Origin of the sequence: Micromonospora pattaloongensis (genome assembly GCF_900107255.1) — a bacterium.
GTDB lineage: Bacteria > Actinomycetota > Actinomycetes > Mycobacteriales > Micromonosporaceae > Micromonospora_I > Micromonospora_I pattaloongensis.
In genome coordinates, this window is the sequence record NZ_FNPH01000002.1 from 657,839 (window position 1) to 675,152 (window position 17,314).

General features: G+C 73.0%; 20 protein-coding genes and 1 pseudogene. 5 read left to right on the forward strand and 16 right to left on the reverse strand.

Features of this window, described 5'->3' with window-relative positions; all coding sequences use genetic code 11:
- Window positions 1-57 precede the first annotated feature (57 nt).
- Window positions 58-1,659, forward strand: a complete 1,602-nt coding sequence (locus BLW47_RS08900; protein WP_091554200.1) for an acyltransferase family protein — start codon at window positions 58-60, stop codon at window positions 1,657-1,659.
- 124 nt (window positions 1,660-1,783) lie between these two features.
- Here BLW47_RS08900 and BLW47_RS08905 read toward each other — a convergent pair whose 3' ends face one another.
- Window positions 1,784-2,563: a GntR family transcriptional regulator gene (locus BLW47_RS08905; RefSeq protein WP_217634806.1), complete on the reverse strand. Its 780-nt coding sequence runs from the start codon at window positions 2,561-2,563 to the stop codon at window positions 1,784-1,786.
- 278 nt (window positions 2,564-2,841) lie between these two features.
- On the opposite strand from BLW47_RS08905, the gene BLW47_RS08910 reads away from it, so the two are divergent.
- The 3 genes from BLW47_RS08910 (at window position 2,842) to BLW47_RS08920 (ending at window position 5,635) form a co-directional block, all read left to right on the forward strand.
- Window positions 2,842-3,180: a hypothetical protein gene (locus tag BLW47_RS08910; RefSeq protein ID WP_139307199.1), complete on the forward strand. Its 339-nt coding sequence runs from the start codon at window positions 2,842-2,844 to the stop codon at window positions 3,178-3,180.
- A gap of 176 nt (window positions 3,181-3,356) precedes the next feature.
- On the forward strand, window positions 3,357-4,298 hold the full coding sequence (locus BLW47_RS08915) for a tyrosine recombinase XerC (RefSeq protein WP_091554211.1): 942 nt from the start codon (window positions 3,357-3,359) through the stop codon (window positions 4,296-4,298).
- Window positions 4,299-4,444: 146 nt separating this feature from the next.
- Window positions 4,445-5,635, forward strand: coding sequence for an aminotransferase class V-fold PLP-dependent enzyme (locus BLW47_RS08920; protein WP_091554215.1), 1,191 nt, complete (start codon window positions 4,445-4,447; stop codon window positions 5,633-5,635).
- Here the strand turns inward: BLW47_RS08920 and BLW47_RS08925 are convergent.
- The 12 genes and pseudogenes from BLW47_RS08925 to BLW47_RS08980 form a co-directional block, all read right to left on the reverse strand.
- A pseudogene (locus BLW47_RS08925) lies at window positions 5,619-6,227 on the reverse strand (murein hydrolase activator EnvC family protein); the annotation flags it as partial. The gene BLW47_RS08920 and the pseudogene BLW47_RS08925 overlap by 17 nt on opposite strands.
- A gap of 79 nt (window positions 6,228-6,306) precedes the next feature.
- Complete coding sequence (locus tag BLW47_RS08930) at window positions 6,307-6,630, reverse strand: DUF2469 domain-containing protein (RefSeq protein ID WP_011905215.1); 324 nt, start codon at window positions 6,628-6,630, stop codon at window positions 6,307-6,309.
- Window positions 6,627-7,469: a ribonuclease HII gene (locus tag BLW47_RS08935; RefSeq protein ID WP_091554218.1), complete on the reverse strand. Its 843-nt coding sequence runs from the start codon at window positions 7,467-7,469 to the stop codon at window positions 6,627-6,629. Before BLW47_RS08935 ends, BLW47_RS08930 begins: the two co-directional genes overlap by 4 nt.
- Entirely contained in the window at window positions 7,470-7,967 is a 498-nt protein-coding gene (locus BLW47_RS08940) for an NUDIX hydrolase (protein ID WP_245736545.1), read from the reverse strand. It abuts the gene before it with no gap.
- 43 nt (window positions 7,968-8,010) lie between these two features.
- Window positions 8,011-8,652: a signal peptidase I gene (lepB, locus tag BLW47_RS08945; RefSeq protein WP_091554222.1), complete on the reverse strand. Its 642-nt coding sequence runs from the start codon at window positions 8,650-8,652 to the stop codon at window positions 8,011-8,013.
- Window positions 8,649-9,548 carry a signal peptidase I gene (gene lepB / locus BLW47_RS08950; RefSeq protein WP_091554225.1) on the reverse strand — a complete coding sequence of 300 codons (900 nt, stop codon included), beginning with the start codon at window positions 9,546-9,548 and terminating at the stop codon, window positions 8,649-8,651. The genes lepB (BLW47_RS08945) and lepB (BLW47_RS08950) overlap by 4 nt, the downstream gene beginning before the upstream one ends.
- A gap of 186 nt (window positions 9,549-9,734) precedes the next feature.
- Complete coding sequence (gene rplS / locus BLW47_RS08955) at window positions 9,735-10,091, reverse strand: 50S ribosomal protein L19 (RefSeq protein WP_091554228.1); 357 nt, start codon at window positions 10,089-10,091, stop codon at window positions 9,735-9,737.
- Window positions 10,092-10,213: 122 nt separating this feature from the next.
- Window positions 10,214-10,987, reverse strand: coding sequence for a tRNA (guanosine(37)-N1)-methyltransferase TrmD (trmD, locus tag BLW47_RS08960; protein WP_091554231.1), 774 nt, complete (start codon window positions 10,985-10,987; stop codon window positions 10,214-10,216).
- 20 nt (window positions 10,988-11,007) lie between these two features.
- On the reverse strand, window positions 11,008-11,565 hold the full coding sequence (rimM, locus tag BLW47_RS08965; protein WP_091554234.1) for a ribosome maturation factor RimM: 558 nt from the start codon (window positions 11,563-11,565) through the stop codon (window positions 11,008-11,010).
- Window positions 11,565-11,825 carry an RNA-binding protein gene (locus BLW47_RS08970; RefSeq protein WP_175543551.1) on the reverse strand — a complete coding sequence of 87 codons (261 nt, stop codon included), beginning with the start codon at window positions 11,823-11,825 and terminating at the stop codon, window positions 11,565-11,567. The genes rimM and BLW47_RS08970 overlap by 1 nt, the downstream gene beginning before the upstream one ends.
- Window positions 11,800-12,261, reverse strand: a complete 462-nt coding sequence (gene rpsP / locus BLW47_RS08975) for a 30S ribosomal protein S16 (protein WP_091554240.1) — start codon at window positions 12,259-12,261, stop codon at window positions 11,800-11,802. Before rpsP ends, BLW47_RS08970 begins: the two co-directional genes overlap by 26 nt.
- 202 nt (window positions 12,262-12,463) lie before the next feature.
- Window positions 12,464-13,024: a cysteine hydrolase family protein gene (locus tag BLW47_RS08980; protein ID WP_091554243.1), complete on the reverse strand. Its 561-nt coding sequence runs from the start codon at window positions 13,022-13,024 to the stop codon at window positions 12,464-12,466.
- Between the two features lie 82 nt (window positions 13,025-13,106).
- On the opposite strand from BLW47_RS08980, the gene BLW47_RS08985 reads away from it, so the two are divergent.
- The gene (locus BLW47_RS08985; RefSeq protein WP_091554246.1) at window positions 13,107-14,054 is read left to right on the forward strand and encodes a GlxA family transcriptional regulator; all 948 of its coding nucleotides are present in this window, start codon (window positions 13,107-13,109) and stop codon (window positions 14,052-14,054) included.
- A gap of 11 nt (window positions 14,055-14,065) precedes the next feature.
- Here the strand turns inward: BLW47_RS08985 and BLW47_RS08990 are convergent, their stop codons facing one another.
- The 3 genes from BLW47_RS08990 to BLW47_RS09000 form a co-directional block, all read right to left on the reverse strand.
- Complete coding sequence (locus BLW47_RS08990) at window positions 14,066-14,713, reverse strand: ribonuclease FAU-1 family protein (protein ID WP_091554250.1); 648 nt, start codon at window positions 14,711-14,713, stop codon at window positions 14,066-14,068.
- Between the two features lie 20 nt (window positions 14,714-14,733).
- A complete protein-coding gene (gene proS / locus BLW47_RS08995; RefSeq protein WP_091554254.1) occupies window positions 14,734-16,140 on the reverse strand; it encodes a proline--tRNA ligase in 1,407 nt (468 codons plus the stop codon).
- An 82-nt stretch (window positions 16,141-16,222) separates the two neighbouring features.
- The gene (locus tag BLW47_RS09000) at window positions 16,223-17,302 is read right to left on the reverse strand and encodes an amidohydrolase family protein (protein WP_091554258.1); all 1,080 of its coding nucleotides are present in this window, start codon (window positions 17,300-17,302) and stop codon (window positions 16,223-16,225) included.
- Window positions 17,303-17,314: the final 12 nt, after the last annotated feature.

The following is a 17,314-nucleotide window of genomic DNA, read 5'->3' on the forward strand; positions in this document are numbered from 1 at the left end:
CACCCGTTCGAGGGCAAATAAGTAATCGATCGATCACCTACGGTACCGTTCGCCATCATGCACTTGCACCACCACGACATGGCGACTCCCGCCCGGCCCAGCAGCACTCCGCCGTCGGGCCCCCCGCGTCTCGGCTGGCTGGACGCACTGCGCGGCATCTCCGCCCTCGTGGTGGTCTACTTCCACCTCTCCCCCTACGTGCTTCCCCACGGCCGGCAGCTCCTCACCGGTTGGGTGCAGCTCGGCCCGTACGGCGTCCTGGTCTTCTTCCTGGTCAGCGGCTATGTCATCCCGATGTCGCTGGAGCGCTACGGCAGCCTTCGGCGGTTCTGGGTGGGCCGGATCTTCCGCATCTACCCGGCGTACCTGCTCACCGTGGGCGCCATGCTGTTCCTGGTCGTGCTCGGCCTCCGCAAGATCTCCGCCAAGCTCGTCGACGACCCGATCTCGGCCGTGCTGGCCCACGCCACGATGCTGCAGGATCTGGTCGGAGTGCCCAGTCTGGTCGGCGTGTTCTGGACGCTCTCGTACGAGATGATCTTCTACGTCCTGATGTCCGCGCTGTTCGTCCTCGGCCTGCACCGCCGATGCGACTGGTGGGCTGTCGGGCTCGCGGCCACCGCCCTGATCGGGGGCCGCGCGCTGCCGGACGATCTGCTCGACGATCTCGTCGGCCGGGTCGCCGTCACCACACTGGTGGCCGTCGCGTTGGGCGCGACCGTCGCCGCCTACATCCTGGGTCGCCGCGACACCGCCCTGCTGACCGCGGTCGTCGGCCTCGGGGCTCTGGCGCTGCCGCTCCTCAACGGTTCCGCCGACGCGGGCGTGCACGGCCACGGGTCCTGGGAGTCGCTGACGTTCCTCGCCGTCATGTTCTCCGGCACGGTCGTGCACGCCGCCCACCACGGCCGGATGCGGGCCTCACATGCGGCGGTCACGCTCGGCACTGTTCTCGCCTGCCTGCTGCTCAGCGTGTGGTTCCACGCGGCGTACCCGGCCGCGACGGCGACGCAGATGCGCATCGAGGCAGTCAGCACGCTGATCGCCGTCGCCGCCACGTTCGCCCTCGGGTTCGCGCTACGCCACCGACGCGTGCCCGGCTGGCTGACCTGGCTCGGTCGCGTGAGCTACTCGGTCTACCTGTTGCACACCGTCGTGCTCATCGTCTTCATCCCGTACCTGCGAGGGGCCCTGCGCTGGCCCTTCCCCACCCAGATCGCCGCCGCCATGCTCTACCTCGCCGCCGTGCTGGTCGTGTCGTGGCTCTCCTACCACCTCGTCGAGATGCCGGGACAACGGCTCGGCAAGCGGGTCGGACGGGCCCTCGACCGCCGGTTCGGTCCCGACCGCGCCGGCGCGTCGGCCGACGTGGTGACGCGGGCCCCGCGTGGCCCGGGCCGACGCCGAGCCCCCCGCAGGTCGACCGACGTCGTGATGCGCGTCGCGCACCGCGGCGGCCGACGACGCGCCGCCGCGAGCACGGCCGCCGCAACCGCCGCCGTCGCGAGCAGGGCCGCCGCCGCGAGCACGGCCGCCGCAACCGCCGCCGTCGCGAGCAGGGCCGCCGCAACCGCCGTCGCAACCGCCACCGCACCGGCCGGCACCCGGACGGGCGCGGGCCCGCGGGCGGACGCGGCGCCGGCGGACGTCGTCGGGTAGGGCCGCAACAGTCACCGGGCGCCGCACCGCCGACCGCCGGGCGGACGCCCACCGCCACGGTTCGGCCACCCGTTGCGGGCGCAGGGCGTGGGGAATGGCGGCGGAGGAATGGCCGCCGCGAGCCTCAGTCCACCGTGATCCAGTAGTCGAGCTCGACCCGGTCCGCGGGCATCACGATGTCGGTGGCCACCTCCACCACGCGGTCACCGGCGTACGTCTGCCGCGTCACCGTGACCACCGGCACGCCCGACGGCAACTGCAGCATGTCCACCTCGTCGGCGTCCGGCATGCGCGCCCGCACCCGCTCCCGCACTCCCGTCACCGTGATACCCAGGCGATGCAGCTGGGCCGCCGTCTCGCCCGGCCACGGCTCCCCGTCGGGGTCCACCAGCGGAGTGCCGGTCACCATCTCCAGCAGCAGGCACGAGGTCGACATCTGCTGGGCCAGCCCGTACGCGTGGAAGACGAAGCGACGCTCCAGCAGCGGGGTGCCCACCTCCACGTCGAACAGCTCGGCCCGCGTGGTTGTCGCCGCCACTTCCCGGAAGTCCTTCTCGAGGCGGTAGTGCGACCACGGGAGGTCGGGGTTCACCGGAAAGGGCGACTCGATCGGCCGGCCGCTGCGCAGTTGGTCGAGCTCCCGGCCGTAGCGCTCGGAGGTGATCCGCCGCACCGGCAGGGCCGGTCGCGCGTAGCTGCCCCGGCCGTGTTCCGTGACGACAAGTCCCTCGGCGCGAAGCAGGCTGATCGCCTCGCGGACGGTGCCGCGCGAAACGCGGAACTCCGCCATCAGCGCGGTCTCGGAGGGCAGCAGCGCCCCGGCCGGAGACGCGCCGGCCGCGATCCTGCGGCGCAGTTCGTCGGCGACCATCCGGTAACGCGGTCGTAGGTGCGGGCTACCCACGTGGATCACGCTACCCGCGATCCCGTCGAGCGCTCACCGTCTCGTCTAGACGAGTGGTATGGATGAGTATAACATCGATGCCGATGGTGACTCCGGTTGCGTCGAGACCGCTGACTCGTCGGGTCACCCGCCGTGGGCCGGACCGCCCGCGACAGCACAACGCACCCAGGGACGCGGTGTCTGGTATGTCCACGACCACTCCGCCTCCCCCAGAGCCGGCGGCGGCCCGCCGTTCCCCCGTACCGCGGGCCGCCGCCCCCACCGAGAGGGACGCGGAGATGGCACGGTGGAAATGGTTCGTTCGGCCGGCAGCCGCGGTGGACGCGACCGGGCCGGCGACGTCCTACCCGCACCGCGCCGGCTCGTACGCCGGCTGCCAAACCGGTGCCGCGGGTAACCCGGCCGGGCGCCCCGACACGGTTCCGCACGGGAGCCCCGACGCGCACGGCAGCCCCGACGCGCACGGGAGCCCCGACCCGCACGGGAGCCCCGACGCGCACGAGGACCACGGCCCTAGCGAGGACCACGACCGTCACGAGGAGCACGACCCCCGCGAGGACCACGGCCCCCGCGGTCCCGAGCGGAGCCGCGACGCGGCGGAGCAGGCCGATTCCTAGCCGCGCATTCACCGACGCCGGCCGGAGCATCCGGGGCTCCCCGCGGCACGGGCCCGGCCCGGATGGCTCCGCGCACGCCACGAACCGACAAGGACCCGCACGCGCGACGAGCCTCCGCAGACAGCTCCCCGCGCGCCGCCTTGACGCCCGACGGCCCACGCCGCACGGTCACAGTAATGAGCCGCGAGGATCACAGCACCCAGGACAAACACGAGCGCCTGCCGTCGGCCATGCGCGACGCCGTCGACGAGTTCGCCCGGCACCTGTCCGCGGTGGAGAACCGATCGGTCCACACCGTACGCGCCTACATCGGCGACGTCGTCGCGCTGCTCGACCACGCCGGGCAGCTGGGATGCGGCACCCTGGACGAGCTCGACATCACGGTGTTGCGCAGCTGGCTCGCGAAGCTACGCACCCTCGGCGCCGCCCGTGCCTCGTTGGCCCGCCGAGCCGCCTCGGTCCGCACCTTCAGCGCCTGGGCGCACCGCGCCGGTCTGCTCCGCACGGACGTCGGCGCGCAGCTCGCCAGCCCCAAGGCCCACCGCGAGCTGCCCACCGTGCTCCGGTCCGACCAGGCGGCGGAGCTCGTGACGGCCCCCGGCGACGAGGCGTCGCCGGTGCTGCTGCGCGATCGGGCGGTGTTGGAGCTGCTCTACGCCACCGGCATCCGGGTCAGCGAGCTGTGCGGGCTGGACGTCGCCGACGTCGACCGGGCGCGGCGGGTGGTGCGCGTCATCGGCAAGGGCGACAAGGAGCGCTCGGTGCCGTACGGCCTGCCGGCCGAACAGGCGATCGACGACTGGCTCCGGCTGGGCCGGGCCACCCTCGCCGGGCCGGACAGCGGTGACGCGCTATTGCTCGGCGCGCGGGGGGCACGGCTGCAGCCGGCCGTGGCGCGGCGGATCGTCAGCGGGTACGCCCGCGCGGCCGGGCTGCCGCACATCAGCCCGCACGGGCTGCGGCACTCGGCGGCCACGCATCTGCTGGAGGGCGGCGCGGACCTGCGCGCCGTGCAGGAGCTACTCGGGCACGCGTCGCTGGCCACGACGCAGCTCTACACCCACGTCTCGGTCGAGCGGCTGCGCAGCGCCTACCGCCAGGCCCACCCGCGCGCCTGACGGGCGGACGCGGCAACGCTCCGGAAGCCGACGGCGGCCGCCCGGCCCGGCACGAGCGGGGCCCCCGAGCCCGGGCGACGCCAGGCCGGCGAAGCGGATCTGCAGATTCCTCGATCAATGCGCCACCGGGCCGTAGGATCACCGCCGTGAGCGCTGGAGATCCCCAACCCCCCGAGCCGATTCCCGGCGCGCGGCTGCTCTTCTCGCTCGATCCGGCGTCGGCCCATCTCAACCACGGTTCGTACGGCGCGGTGCCGATCGGCGTTCAGCGCGCCCAGCAGCGGCTGCGCGACGAGATGGACGCGGACCCGATGCGCTTCTTCACCCAGGGGCTCGTCGACCGGATCGTGCACGTCCGCCGCCACCTGGCGACCTTTCTCGGCGCCGACCCCGACGGCAGTGCGCTGGTCGGCAACGCCACCACCGGCGCGGCGATCGTGCTGCAGTCGCTGCGGCTCGGCCCCGGCGACGAGGTCCTGGTCACCGATCACGGGTACGGCGCGGTGGGGTTCGCCGTGCAGCGGGAGTGCCGGCGCACCGGTGCGACCGTACGCACCATCGAGGTGCCGCTGACCGCCTCCGACGACGAGATCGTGGCGCTCGTGCGCGCCGCGCTGCGTCCGGGCCGCACCAAGCTGCTCATGGTCGACCAGCTCACTTCCCCGACGGCGCGGCTCTTTCCGGCGGCGGCCATCGTGGCCACGGCGCGGGAGCACGACGTGCCGGTGTTCGTCGACGCGGCGCACGCCCCCGGCATGCTGCCGGTCGCCGTCGACGCGCTCGGCGCCGACTTCTGGGTGGGCAACTTCCACAAGTGGGCGTTCGCGCCGCGCGGCACGGCCCTGCTGGTCGTCGCGCCGCGCTGGCGTGACCGGATCGAGCCGCTCGCGGTCTCCTGGCAGCAGGAGTCCGGCTTCCCACTGCGGGTGGAGTGGCAGGCGACGCTCGACTACACGCCGTGGCTGGCGGCACCGACCGGGCTCTTCACGCTGCGCAGCCTCGGCGTGGACCGGGTGCGCGCGCACAACGCGGCGCTGGCGGCGTACGGGCAGCGGGTGCTCGGGGAGGCGCTCGGCCTGGCCCCCGCCGACCTGCCCGACCCCGGCGCTCCGGGGGTGTCCATGCGGCTCGTTCCGCTCCCCGACGGCCTGGTCAGCACGGTGGACGACGCGCAGGCGCTGCGGCTGCGGATCGCGGACGCGCTCGGCGCCCACGTGGCCGTCTCCGCGTGGCGCGGCCGGAGCCTGCTCCGAATCTCGGGCCAGGTCTACAACCGCGCCGAGGAGTACGTGCGGCTAGCGCAGCGGCTTCCGCAGCTGCTCGGCGCGCTGCGCTAAGCGGCAGCAGCCGGACCCGGCCGAGCCCGAGCAGCAGCAGCGGGTCGAGGTAGGTCTCGGCGCGGCGGAGCCCCCAGTGCAGGCAGGCGGGCGCGGGGCAGCCGGCGTGGCCGGCGGCGAGCGCTCCGAGCGGCGCGCCGGCCGGGACCGGGTCACCGGCGGCGACCCGCGGCTGGACCGGCTCATAGGTGGTGCGCAGCCCGCCGGGGTGCCGGACGCTCACCACGCCGCGGCCGGCGATCCGACCGGCGAAGAGCACCGTGCCGGCGCCGGCGGCCCGCACCACGGCGCCGGGCGCCGCCGCGAGGTCGACGCCGCGGTGGCCGGACACCCACGGCTGCGGCGGCGGGTCGAAGCGGCGGACCACCGTCACCGCGCCGTCGAGCGGCCAGCGGAAGCGGCCCGCCGGTGCGGGAGCGGCCGGCGCGGGAGGCGCCAGCGCGACCGCCGCGAGCAGGATCGGCAGAGCTTTCCCTGTCATGGCTGGGCAGCCTGCCGTCAGGACCCCGGCGCAGGCAACCGGCGGGGCGCGTCGCTGTGGACAGCGGCCGCGTTGTGGACAACGCCCGGGAACCGGACGGTCGGCCGTCACCCGGGCGAGTGATGATCACCGTGGTGGTGGAGCGCCGGGGTACGGCGGGGGCGGGACGGGAGAGGGAGCGTGCCGCCGGTCAGCTGCCGAAGCCGGAATCCGCCGGAAGTGAGATGTCGGGCTTTTCCAGCTCTTCGACGTTCACGTCCTTGAACGTCATCACCCGAACGTTCTTCACGAAGCGGGCGGGCCGGTACATGTCCCACACCCACGCGTCGTGCATCTCCACCTCGAAGTAGACCTCGCCGTCGGAGTTGCGTACATGCAGGTCAACCTGGTTCGCCAGGTAGAACCGGCGCTCGGTCTCCACGACGTACGAGAATTGGCGGACGATGTCGCGGTACTCCCGGTAGAGCTGCAGCTCCATCTCGGTTTCGTACTTCTCGAGATCTTCTGCGCTCATCGCACTCCGCCTTCCATGGCAACATCTTCCCCCACCGACGCCCGGTGTCGAAGCCGCTCACCCAACGCCACGCCGACGGTACCCCCTGCCGCGCCCGGTCGCCCCATGGGCTCAGGCGCGCCCGGCACAGCGACTCCCGGCTCGCGCACGCCCACGATGTGCGGGCGGCGCGCCCGTGGCGGCCGCCCGGCCCGCCCCGACACCGCGGCCACGTTCACGTACGAGAAGCGGTGTTCCGCGCACGGTCCCTGCCGCTCCAACGCCGCGCTGTGCACCGGGGTGATGTATCCCTTGTGCTCGGCGAAGCCGTAGCCCGGAAACCGCTCGTCGAGCTCGACCATGATCCGGTCCCGGGTGACCTTCGCCAGCACGCTCGCGGCCGCGACGCACGCCGCCACCTGGTCGCCCTTCCAGACCGCGAGCCCCGGCACGCCGAGGCCGTCGACGCCGAAGCCGTCCGTCAGCACGTACTCGGGTCGGGTCGCGAGCGAGGCGAGAGCGCGGCGCATCGCGGCCACGTTGCAGACGTGCAGACCCCGGAAGTCGACCTCGTCCGCCGGCACGACCACCACGGCGTACGCGAGGGCGCGCGCCAGCACCTCGTCGTAGAGGCGCTCCCGGGTGGCCGCGGTGAGCAGCTTGGAGTCGGCCAGACCCTCGATCTCGCCGCGCCGCCCCTCCGGCAGCACCACGGCCGCGGCCACCAGGGGCCCGGCGCAGGCCCCCCGGCCCGCCTCGTCCGCCCCGGCGACGTGTCGGAACCCGCGCCGCTGCAGCGCGCGTTCCAGCGCGTAGAGGCCGCCGTCCCGGCGGACCACCGTGCGGGGTGGGGTCAGCACTCAATCACCGTCCAGCAGTCGCCGGAGCATCGCGGGGAGCTCCACCGGGTAGATCCGTTCGTCCGTCGCTTCCAGTTCGTCGACCGTCCACCAGCGGTGCCCGTCGATCGTGTCCCGCTCCACCTCGTCGAACCCCGCCGTGTCGACCTCCCAGGTCGGCACCCGGACCAGGAAGAACTCCTGGTCCTGGCGGTACCGCCGGCCGTCGAACGGATATTCGGTCCGCTCCCGCCACACGGGCGCGCCGAACGCCTCGGGCGCCAGCCGCAGGCCGGTCTCCTCGGCGAGCTCCCGCGCCGCGCCGAGCCGCGCCGGCTCGCCCGGCTCGAGCCCGCCGCCCGGGGTGAACCAGAAGCGGTGGGTCGGGCGCGCCGGGTCCCAGCCGTGGAACAGCAGCACGCGGTCGGCGCCGTCGAGCAGCAGCACCCGGGCGGCGCGCCGCGGAATCCACTCGTCCGATCCGGCCGGCAGCGGCGGGTCGAGGGCGGCATCGGTCACCGCACCAGCGTAGGTCCTGCGTCGCGCCGCGGTCGCGTCGCGGTCAGGGCTGCGGCTTCGGCACCGACGCGAACGACTCCGGCACCGAGAGCCACTTGGCCCGGTCGACCGGCCAGAACACCACGAAGGCCCGGCCGACGACGGAGTCCTCCGGCACCGTGGCGAGCTGGATGTCATGGTCGGAGCGCTCCCAGTGTTCCAGGGAGTCGCCCGACGCCGACCGGTGATCGCCCATCACCCAGAGCCGGCCCTTCGGCACGGTGACGTCGAACGGCTGGTCGGCGGCGGGGTCGCTGACCCCGCCCTCCGCGAAGATGTACGGCTCGTCGATCGGGTGGCCGTTGATCATCAGGCGTTGCTGCGCGTCGCAGCACTGCACCCGGTCACCGGCGATCCCGATCACCCGCTTGATGAAGTCCTCGCCACTCGGGTCGCTGCGCCAGGAGGACGGCGCGCGGAAGACGATGACCTCGCCACGCTCCGGCGACCGGAAGTCGTAGACCAGCTTGTTGACGAGCACCCGGTCGTTGATGTCGAGGGTGTGCTCCATCGACGGCGAGGGGATCCAGAAGGTCTGCAGCACGAAGGCGCGGACCAGGACGGCGACGAGGACGGCCACGCCCAGCAGGATCGGAAGTTCGCGCCAGAAGGAATTGGGGCGCTTTTCGGTCTGCTCGTCAATCACGGACGGAGCCTACGACGTCGAACTGAGAACGGTGGCCGGGAACGCGCGGTAATGAGAAGAGGCCCCAGGAGTGGCAGGACAACGGCAATCCCTCCCGATTCGTGCGGAACGGCCGGCGGACGACCGGAGGTCGGCGCGGCAGCGGTCTTCGGCATCCGGTCGAAGGTCGCCGGCACGGAGAGCCCGTCCCAGCGGTTCTGCGGCCAGACGATCACGAATGCCCGCCCGATCACGTTTTCAATCGGGACCGGCCCCTGACAGCGGGAATCCTGCGAGACCAGCCGGTGATCGCCCATCACGAAGAGTTGGCCGGGCTCGACGACGACCTCGTCGAAGCGGCGCGAACGGCACTCGCGGGGATTGGGCGGCACGTCCAGGTCGGAGTCCTCGATGACGTACGGCTCGTCGAGCGGCTGCCCGTTGACGGTGACCCGTCCGCGGTCGTCGCAGCACTTCACGCGGTCGCCGGGGATCCCGATGACCCGCTTGATGAAGTCCTTCTCGCCCGGTCGGGTGACCCCGACGAGGTCACCGACCGTCCGTCCGAGCTTGCCGACGAAGCCCGGCTCGGGCTCGTCGGCGTGCTCCGGGGCCCACCGGTCGGTGCCGCGGAAGACCACGACCTCGCCGCGCACCGGGTCCCGCACGTCGTAGACGATCTTGTTGACGAGCACCCGGTCGCCGATCAGCAGGGTGTCCTCCATCGACCCGGAGGGGATGAAGAACGCCTGCAGCAGGAACGTGCGGATCAGGACCGCGAGGCAGAACGCGACGACGAGCAGGAGCGGCAGCTCCTGCCACAGCGGCATCTGCTTGCGTTTCCGGGCCGGACGCGGCGCCCGGTCCTCGCGGCGCGGCCACGGATCCAGGTCGTTTTCCCGATACACGCTACGCATCTCCCCGGTCCCCAGATACAGCGCTACCGCCCGAGGCGCCTCGGGAGAGGCACCACGGGCGGTAGCGCGGTTGTGTCCCGCCGCCACGACGCGGGTCGTGGACGTAGCGTTCGCCGTTTGTCACTGCGGCCAGCGTAATTGGCGCCGGACCCGAGCGGCAGTCCCGGGAGCGGGTCGGTGACCGGCTCAGCCGACCTTGGTCTCCCGAAGCTCCTTGATCTTGGCCTTCTTGCCCCGCAGCTCACGCAGGTAGTAGAGCTTCGCCCGACGGACGTCACCGCGGGTCACGACCTCGAGTCGGTCGATCGCCGGGCTGTTGATCGGGTACGTCCGCTCGACCCCGACACCGAAGCTGACCTTGCGGATGGTGAAGGTCTCGCGCAGGCCGCCGCCCTGGCGGCGGATCACGACGCCCTGGAAGACCTGGACGCGGGAGCGGTTACCCTCGACGACCCGGGCGTGCACCTTGAGCGTGTCGCCGGCACGGAAGTCCGGGATGTCGGTCCGCTGCGACTGGGCGTCGAGAGCGTCCAGCGTGTTCATCGCTGCATCCTTGTGATACTCAAGGCGCACCGACCACCGGTGCGCGAATGGATGATTCTGATCCTCACGACTTCTGGGGATCCTCGCAGCCGCCCACGGTGTGGTCGGCTGCGGCAACCTCACTACTTTGCCATATCGTCGGGCCGGACCTGAAATCCGGCCCCCGTCAGCAGGGTCACGTCGCGCTTGTCGAGCGACTCGGCGGGCAGCGCCGCGAGCAGGTCCGGACGACGGCGCCCGGTCCGCAACAGCGCCTCGTCGCGGCGCCACCGCGCGATCCGCCCGTGATCCCCCGAGCGCAGGATCTCCGGCACGTCGTGGCCGCGCCACGTCGGGGGCTTCGTGTAGACCGGCGCTTCGAGCAGGCCGTGCGCGTGCGACTCCTCCTCCAGCGACCCGACGTTGCCGAGCACGCCGGGCAGCAGCCGGGTCACCGCCTCCAGGATCACCAGCACCGCGACCTCGCCGCCGAAGAGCACGTAGTCGCCGAGCGACACCTCCGTCACCGGCATCCGAGTCCCCGCGTGCTCCAGCACCCGCTGGTCGATGCCCTCGTACCGGCCGCAGGCGAAGAGCAGCCGGGGCTCGTCGGCGAGTTCGTGCGCCAACGCCTGGCGGAACGGGACGCCGGCCGGCGTCGGCACCACCAGCCGCGGCGCGGGCGCGTCGGCGGGGGCGAGCGCGTCCAGCGCCTCGCCCCACGGCTCCGGTCGCATCACCATGCCGGGACCGCCGCCGTACGGCGTGTCGTCCACGGTGCGGTGCACGTCGTGGGTCCAGGTCCGCAGGTCGTGTACGGCGAGGTCGAGCAGCCCGTTGCGGCGGGCCTTGCCGATCAGCGACAGGTCGAGCGGGCCGAAGTACTCGGGGAAGATCGTGACGATGTCGACCCGCATCGCGGGGTGTCGCGGTGCGTTCACAGCTCGAGCAGCCCCGGCGGCGCGTCCACAACGACCCGACCGGCAGCCAGGTCGACGTCCGGGACGATCTCCTTCACGAACGGCACCAGCGCGGTGCCTCCGCTCGGACGGCGCAGCACGAGCAGGTCGGAGGCGGGCGCGTGGTCGATGGCGGTCACCTCGCCGAGCGGCTCCCCCGCCGGGCTGACCGCGATCAGCCCCACCAGCTGGTGGTCGAGGAACTCGTCCGGGTCGGTCGGCGCCGGCACCTCGTCGCTGTCCACGCAGAGCAGAACGCCACGCAGCACCTCGGCGACGTTGCGGTCGTAGACGCCCTCGAAGAGCACGAGCGGGCGTCCCTGGTGCCAGCGCACCGCTTCGACGACGAGCCGCTCGGGTACCCGTACCCGATGGGCGTCGTCGCCCCCCGGCTCGGGGGCGGGAAGCGCCGTCGGGTCGGTGATCAACACCGACCCGACGGCGAACCGTGTTTCGGGCTCGTCCGTCCGCACCTCCACGGTGAGCTCACCGCGGATGCCGTGCGGACGGCCGATGCGGCCGACGATCAGGAGCATCAGTACGAGTCGACGATGTCGACGCGCACGCCGCGCCCACCGACCGAGCCGATGACCTGGCGCAGCGCCTTGGCGGTGCGACCACCGCGTCCGATCACCGTGCCCAGGTCCTCGGGGTGCACGCGCACCTCCAGGAGCTTGCCCCGGCGGTTGTCGACCAGCCGGACGCGCACGTCGTCCGGGTGGTCGACGATGCCCTTGACCAGGTGCTCCAACGCCGGCCGGATTGCCACGTCAGGCCTGCTCGCCGGAGTCCGCACCGGCCTGCTCCTCGGTCTGCGCCGGGGCCTCGGCGGCCGGCTCGGCCTTCTTCTCGGCGGCCTTCTTCGTCGGCTTGGCCGGGGTCTCGGCCAGCCCGGCCGCGGCCTTGGCCTCGGCCTCGTAGGCCGCCTTCCGGTCGGCGCGCTCCGGCGCGACCAGCAGCGGCGGCGGGGCCGGCAGGCCCTTGAACTTCTGCCAGTCGCCGGTCTTCTCCAGCAGGCGCTGAACCGCCTCGCTCGGCTGCGCGCCGACGGAGAGCCAGTACTGGACCCGGTCCGAGGTGACCTCGATCACCGAAGGGTGCTCCTTCGGCTGGTAGATCCCGAGGAACTCGATCGCACGGCCGTCGCGCTTGGTGCGCGAGTCGGCGACGACGATGCGGTACTGCGGGTTGCGGATCTTGCCCATCCGCAGGAGCCGGATCTTAACGGCCACGTGTGTTCGCTCCTGTTGCGATTCTCACCAACCCGAGCGGGCGGTGGGGTGGGTGAGAGTCGACCGGCACAGTGGGGTTGGGCCGGAGACTGCTCGATGGACTGGCGACACGCCCGGGTTAGAGGGCGCCGGACGCGCGCCGGATACCAGCCAACCATTCTGCCAGATCGGGCCCGGAAACTTCACACCGGAGCCGGTGACGTCACGCCAACAGGTCCCGGGTGTGCACCACCGTGCCGAAATGACCGTGGATGTTCGCGGCGGTCGCCCGCGCGAACTCGTCGCCCGTCACCACCACCCCGTCCGGGCCCGCCTCGCCGAACGTGTGCGTGGCGTCGATCGCGAACAGCACGTCGTACCCGAGATCACCCGCCATCCGCGCCGTGGTCTCGCAGCACCGGTTGGTCTGGATGCCGGTGATCACGACCTGGCGCGCGCCGCGGGCCTGCAGCCACCGGCCCAGATCCGGGGTGCCCAGGAAGGCGGAGTGCACGCTCTTCGCGATCTCCAGCGCGGGGGTGAACCCGGCCACCACCGGCTTGTACGCGTGGCCGGGCGCGTCGGGGCGCAGCGGCGAGCGCGGGCTCGTGGAGGCGTGCCGCACCCGCACGACCGGGCGGCCGGCGGCGGTCCACGCGTCGATCAGGCGCCCGATGTTCGCCTCGGCGTCCGGGTTGTTCCGCTCACCCCAGTACGGGTCGTCGAAGCCCTGCTGCACGTCGATCACGAGGAGCACGGCGTCCGGTTGGAGAAGGTTCGTCATGCTCTCGATGATGTCGACGCCGCCGTACGGGTACGAGTGGCAGGATTGACACCCCTGCGCTGATTTCTGCCAGACTCGACGGATGCGCACGATCGCCGTCCTGCTCCACCACGCCGTACGGATCTTCGACTACGGGGTCATCCACGAGGTCTTCGGCGTGGACCGCAGCGACGACCACGTCCCGGCGATGTCGCTGTGGCGCTGCTCCCCGGGGCGTACCCCGGTGTCGCTGCCCGGCGGGGCCACCCTCGCCGCCACGCACGACCTCGAGGCGCTGGCCCGCGCGGACCTGGTGCTGGTGCCGGGCGGCGAGCCCGCGCCACCGCGCGCCGATGCGGCCGAGGTCCGGGCCCTGCGCGCCGCGGCCGATGCCGGCGTCCCGATCGCCGCGCTGTGCAGCGGCGCGTTCCTGCTCGGCGACGCCGGGCTGCTCGACGGGCGGCGCGCGACCACCCACTGGCGGCTGGTCGACGCGCTGACCCGGTCCGCGCCGGACGCCCGGATCGAGTCCGGGCCGCTCTGGATCTCCGACGGCCCGATCCTGACCGCCGCCGGCACCGCCGCCGGCATCGACCTCTGCCTGCACCTGGTCCGGCGGGCGCACGGCGCCGCCGTGGCCGCCACGATCGCCCGCCGGATGGTCACCCCGCCGCACCGCGACGGCGATCAGGCGCAGTACGTGCCCGCCGGCGCCGGGCCGCTGCCGGACGCGCTCACCGACGTGCTCGCCTGGGCCCGCGACCACCTGCACGAGCCGCTGACCGTCGCGGTGCTGGCCCGGCGGGCCCAGCAGTCGCCGCGCACGTTCGCGCGGCGCTTCGCCGAGACCACCGGCAGCACCCCGCTGCGTTGGCTGCACCACCAGCGGGTCCAGCTCGCCCAGGAACTGATGGAACGCACCGACCTGCCGGTGGAGGAGGTCGCCCGGCGCGCCGGCTTCGGCACCACCGCCGTGCTGCGCCGGCACTTCGGCCGCGACCTGGGCACCACCCCGACCGCCTACCGCCGCCGCTTCGCGACCCCCACCTGATCGGTGCCGCGTCAGCGCGCCTGCGGCCGATCCCACCCTGCCGGCAACTCCATGGGCGGGGTCCAGGACGGATCGGGTACGAAGTCACACCACGTGCCGTCGAAGGGAAATTCGCCCGCCTCGGCCAGCTTGATCACGCGCTCCCCCTCGGCGCGCACCGCCGCCTCGTCGACCACCCAGTAGTGCTCCGGAAAGCCGAGCCGCTCGACGAACTCGTCCTCGTCCTTCCACTCCCAGCTCAGATCCGGGTGGACGAGCACGTCGAGGTCCTGGTCGACGATGTCGACGCCGGCAACCGCGCCGTCGTCCCAACGCACGCCGGGCTCCTCCAGGTTGACGTACCAGTTGGTGAAGCGGCCGCGCTCGTCGCGGAACCACCACACCGAGTGCGCCGCGCCCGTCGGCAGGAACTTCAGCACCGGCGGGCCCGCCCACACGCCGTGCGCCGGCCGGTACGACCGGCCGATCCACTCGGCGAAGGGCATGGCGCGCAGCCCCCGCCCGTCGTCGGCGGCCTCGGTGACCACCGGACTGCCGCGGTCGATCCAGACCAGCAGCCCCCGCTCGTCGTCGCTGACGACGCGGGCCGGGCGGACCCAGCCGACCCGCCCGTGCCGCATGTTGCGGTGCAGGATCAGCCGCCCCGGCTCGAAACGCATCAGCCCGGCCTCCGGCCCGGTCAGTACGAGCGGGCCATGATGGCGATGAGGTCGGGCTCGTCCTCGGAGTCCGGCACCGAGCCGTCCGGGCGCACCAGGCAGCGCACGGTCACGCCCTGCCCGTTCGCCTCGGCCTCGCCGCGCGCGCCGACCTCGGACCACGGCACCCGCGCCCAGCCGGTCGCGGCCGCCTCGACCGCCTCGTCCAGCGAGCCGACCGACACGGTGTGGGAGTCGCGGAACGCGAGCGCCTGGTCGTACAACGCCCGCTGGTCGGCCTCGAGCGCGGCGAGCACCGTCGACACGACGTCGGCGACCGGGACGGGGGTCTTGGCCCCGTCAACGCGGCGCACCACGACGGCGTTGCCGGCGGCGAGGTCGCGGGGACCGACCTCGACGCGAACCGGATAGCCCTTGAGCTCGGCGTCCACGGCCCGGCGGCCGAACGGGGTGTCGACCCGGTCGTCGAACCCGACCCGAACCCCGGCGTCGCGCAGCGCGTCGCGCAGCTTGGCCGCGGCCTCGCCGACGCCCTCGCCCGCCTTCACGATCATGATGTACGCCTGCACCGGCGCGAGCCGCGGCGGCACCCGCAGCCCGTTGTCGTCACCGTGGCACATGATCAGACCGCCGAGCATCCGCGTCGACGTGCCCCACGAGGTGGTCCAGGCGTGCTCCACCCCGCCGGACTTGCCGGAATAGGTGATGTCGAAGGCCCGGGCGAAGTTCTGGCCCAACTCGTGCGAGGTGCCCATCTGCAGCGCCTTGCCGTCGCCCATCATCCCTTCGAGCGTGTACGTGCTGGTCGCGCCGGCGAAGCGCTCGCGCGCCGTCTTGCGGCCGACCACCACCGGGATGCCGAGGACGTTGACCATGAAATCCTCGTACACCTCGTGCAGGATCTTCCGGGCGTAGGCGCGCGCGTCCGCCTCGTCGGCGTGCGCGGTGTGCCCCTCCTGCCAGAGGAACTCGCTGGTCCGCAGGAACACCCGCGGGCGCAGCTCCCAGCGCACCACGTTGGCCCACTGGTTGAGCAGCAGCGGCAGGTCCCGGTACGAGTCGACCCACTTGGCCATGAACTCGCCGATGACGGTCTCGCTGGTCGGGCGGACCACGACCGGCTCGGCGAGCTGCTTGCCGCCGCCGTGGGTGACGACCGCCAGCTCCGGCGAGAAGCCCTCGACGTGCTCGGCCTCGCGCTTGAGGTAGTTCTCCGGGATGAAGAGCGGGAAGTACGCGTTCTCCGCGCCGGACGCCTTGATCCGGCCGTCCATCTCCGACTGCATCCGCTCCCAGATGGCGTACCCGGCCGGTCGGATCACCATGGTGCCGCGCACCGGACCGTTGTCGGCGAGCTGCGCCTTGGCGATCAGGTCCTGATACCAGCGGGGAAAGTCTTCGGAGCGGGGTGTGAGCACGCGGGCCATGACCGGTCATCCTAGCCGGGAGGTCCGCGGCCAGCGGTAGCGCCCGCTGGCCGCGCCGCGCCGGCCGACGGCGGGCGAGGCGTCAGAGCACCACGCGACCCCGCAACACGATGCGCTTCGGGTCCTGCACGACCCGCAGGTCGGCGCGGGGGTCGGCGTCGTAGACCACGAGGTCGGCGAGCCCGCCCTCGACCAGGCCGGGGAAGCCGAGCCAGTCGCGCGCTCCCCAGGAGGCGGCCCGGAGCACGTCCAGGGTGGACATCCCGGCGCGCTCGCGCAGCAGCAGCATCTCGCGCGCGGCGAGGCCGTGGTCGATGCCGCCGCCGGCGTCGGTGCCGACGTAGATCGGCACGCCCGCCTCGTACGCGGCGGCCACCACGGCGGGGAAGCCGTCGCGCAGCGCGAGCATGTGCTTCGCGTAGCCGGGGAACTTCTCCCGGGCCCGCTCGGCGATGTCGCCGAAGGTGGCGATGTTGATCATCGTGGGCACCAGCGCGGTGCCGCGCCGGGCCATCTCGTCGACCAGCTCGGGGCGGAGTCCGGTGCCGTGCTCGACCGAGTCAACCCCGGCCCGCACCATGATCTCGACGGCCGACTCCGAGAAGGTGTGCACCGCGACCCGCGCCCCCTCGGCGTGCGCCGCGTCCACCGCGGCGCGCATCGTGTCGGCGTCCCAGGCCGGGGCGAGATCGCCGGCGTCGCGCTCGATCCAGTCGCCGACCAGCTTCACCCAGCCGTTGCCGGCGCGGGCCTGCTCCGCGACCGTGGCCGGCACGTCGGGCGCGGCGACCTCGATGCCGATGTCGCGCAGGTAGCGCTTCGGCGGGGCGACGTGCCGGCCCGCGCGCGCCAGTCGCGGCACGTCGGGGTCGTCGTCGAGCTCGGGGTACGGGTACGGCGAGCCGGCGTCGCGGATCGCCAGCACCCCGGCGTCCCGGTCGATCCGGGCGAGTCGCCGCGCCTCGTCGACCGAGCCGATGGGCGCGCCGCCGCGGGCGATGCCGATGTGGCAGTGCGCGTCGACCAGGCCGGGCAGGATGAACCCGCCGTCGGCGACGGTCGTGGCGCCGGCCACCGGCGTGGTGGTGACGCGGTCGCCGACCAGCCAGAGGTCGCGCACCTCGTCGTCGGGGAGCACCACCCCGCGTACGTGCAACGGCATGCGCACAGTCCT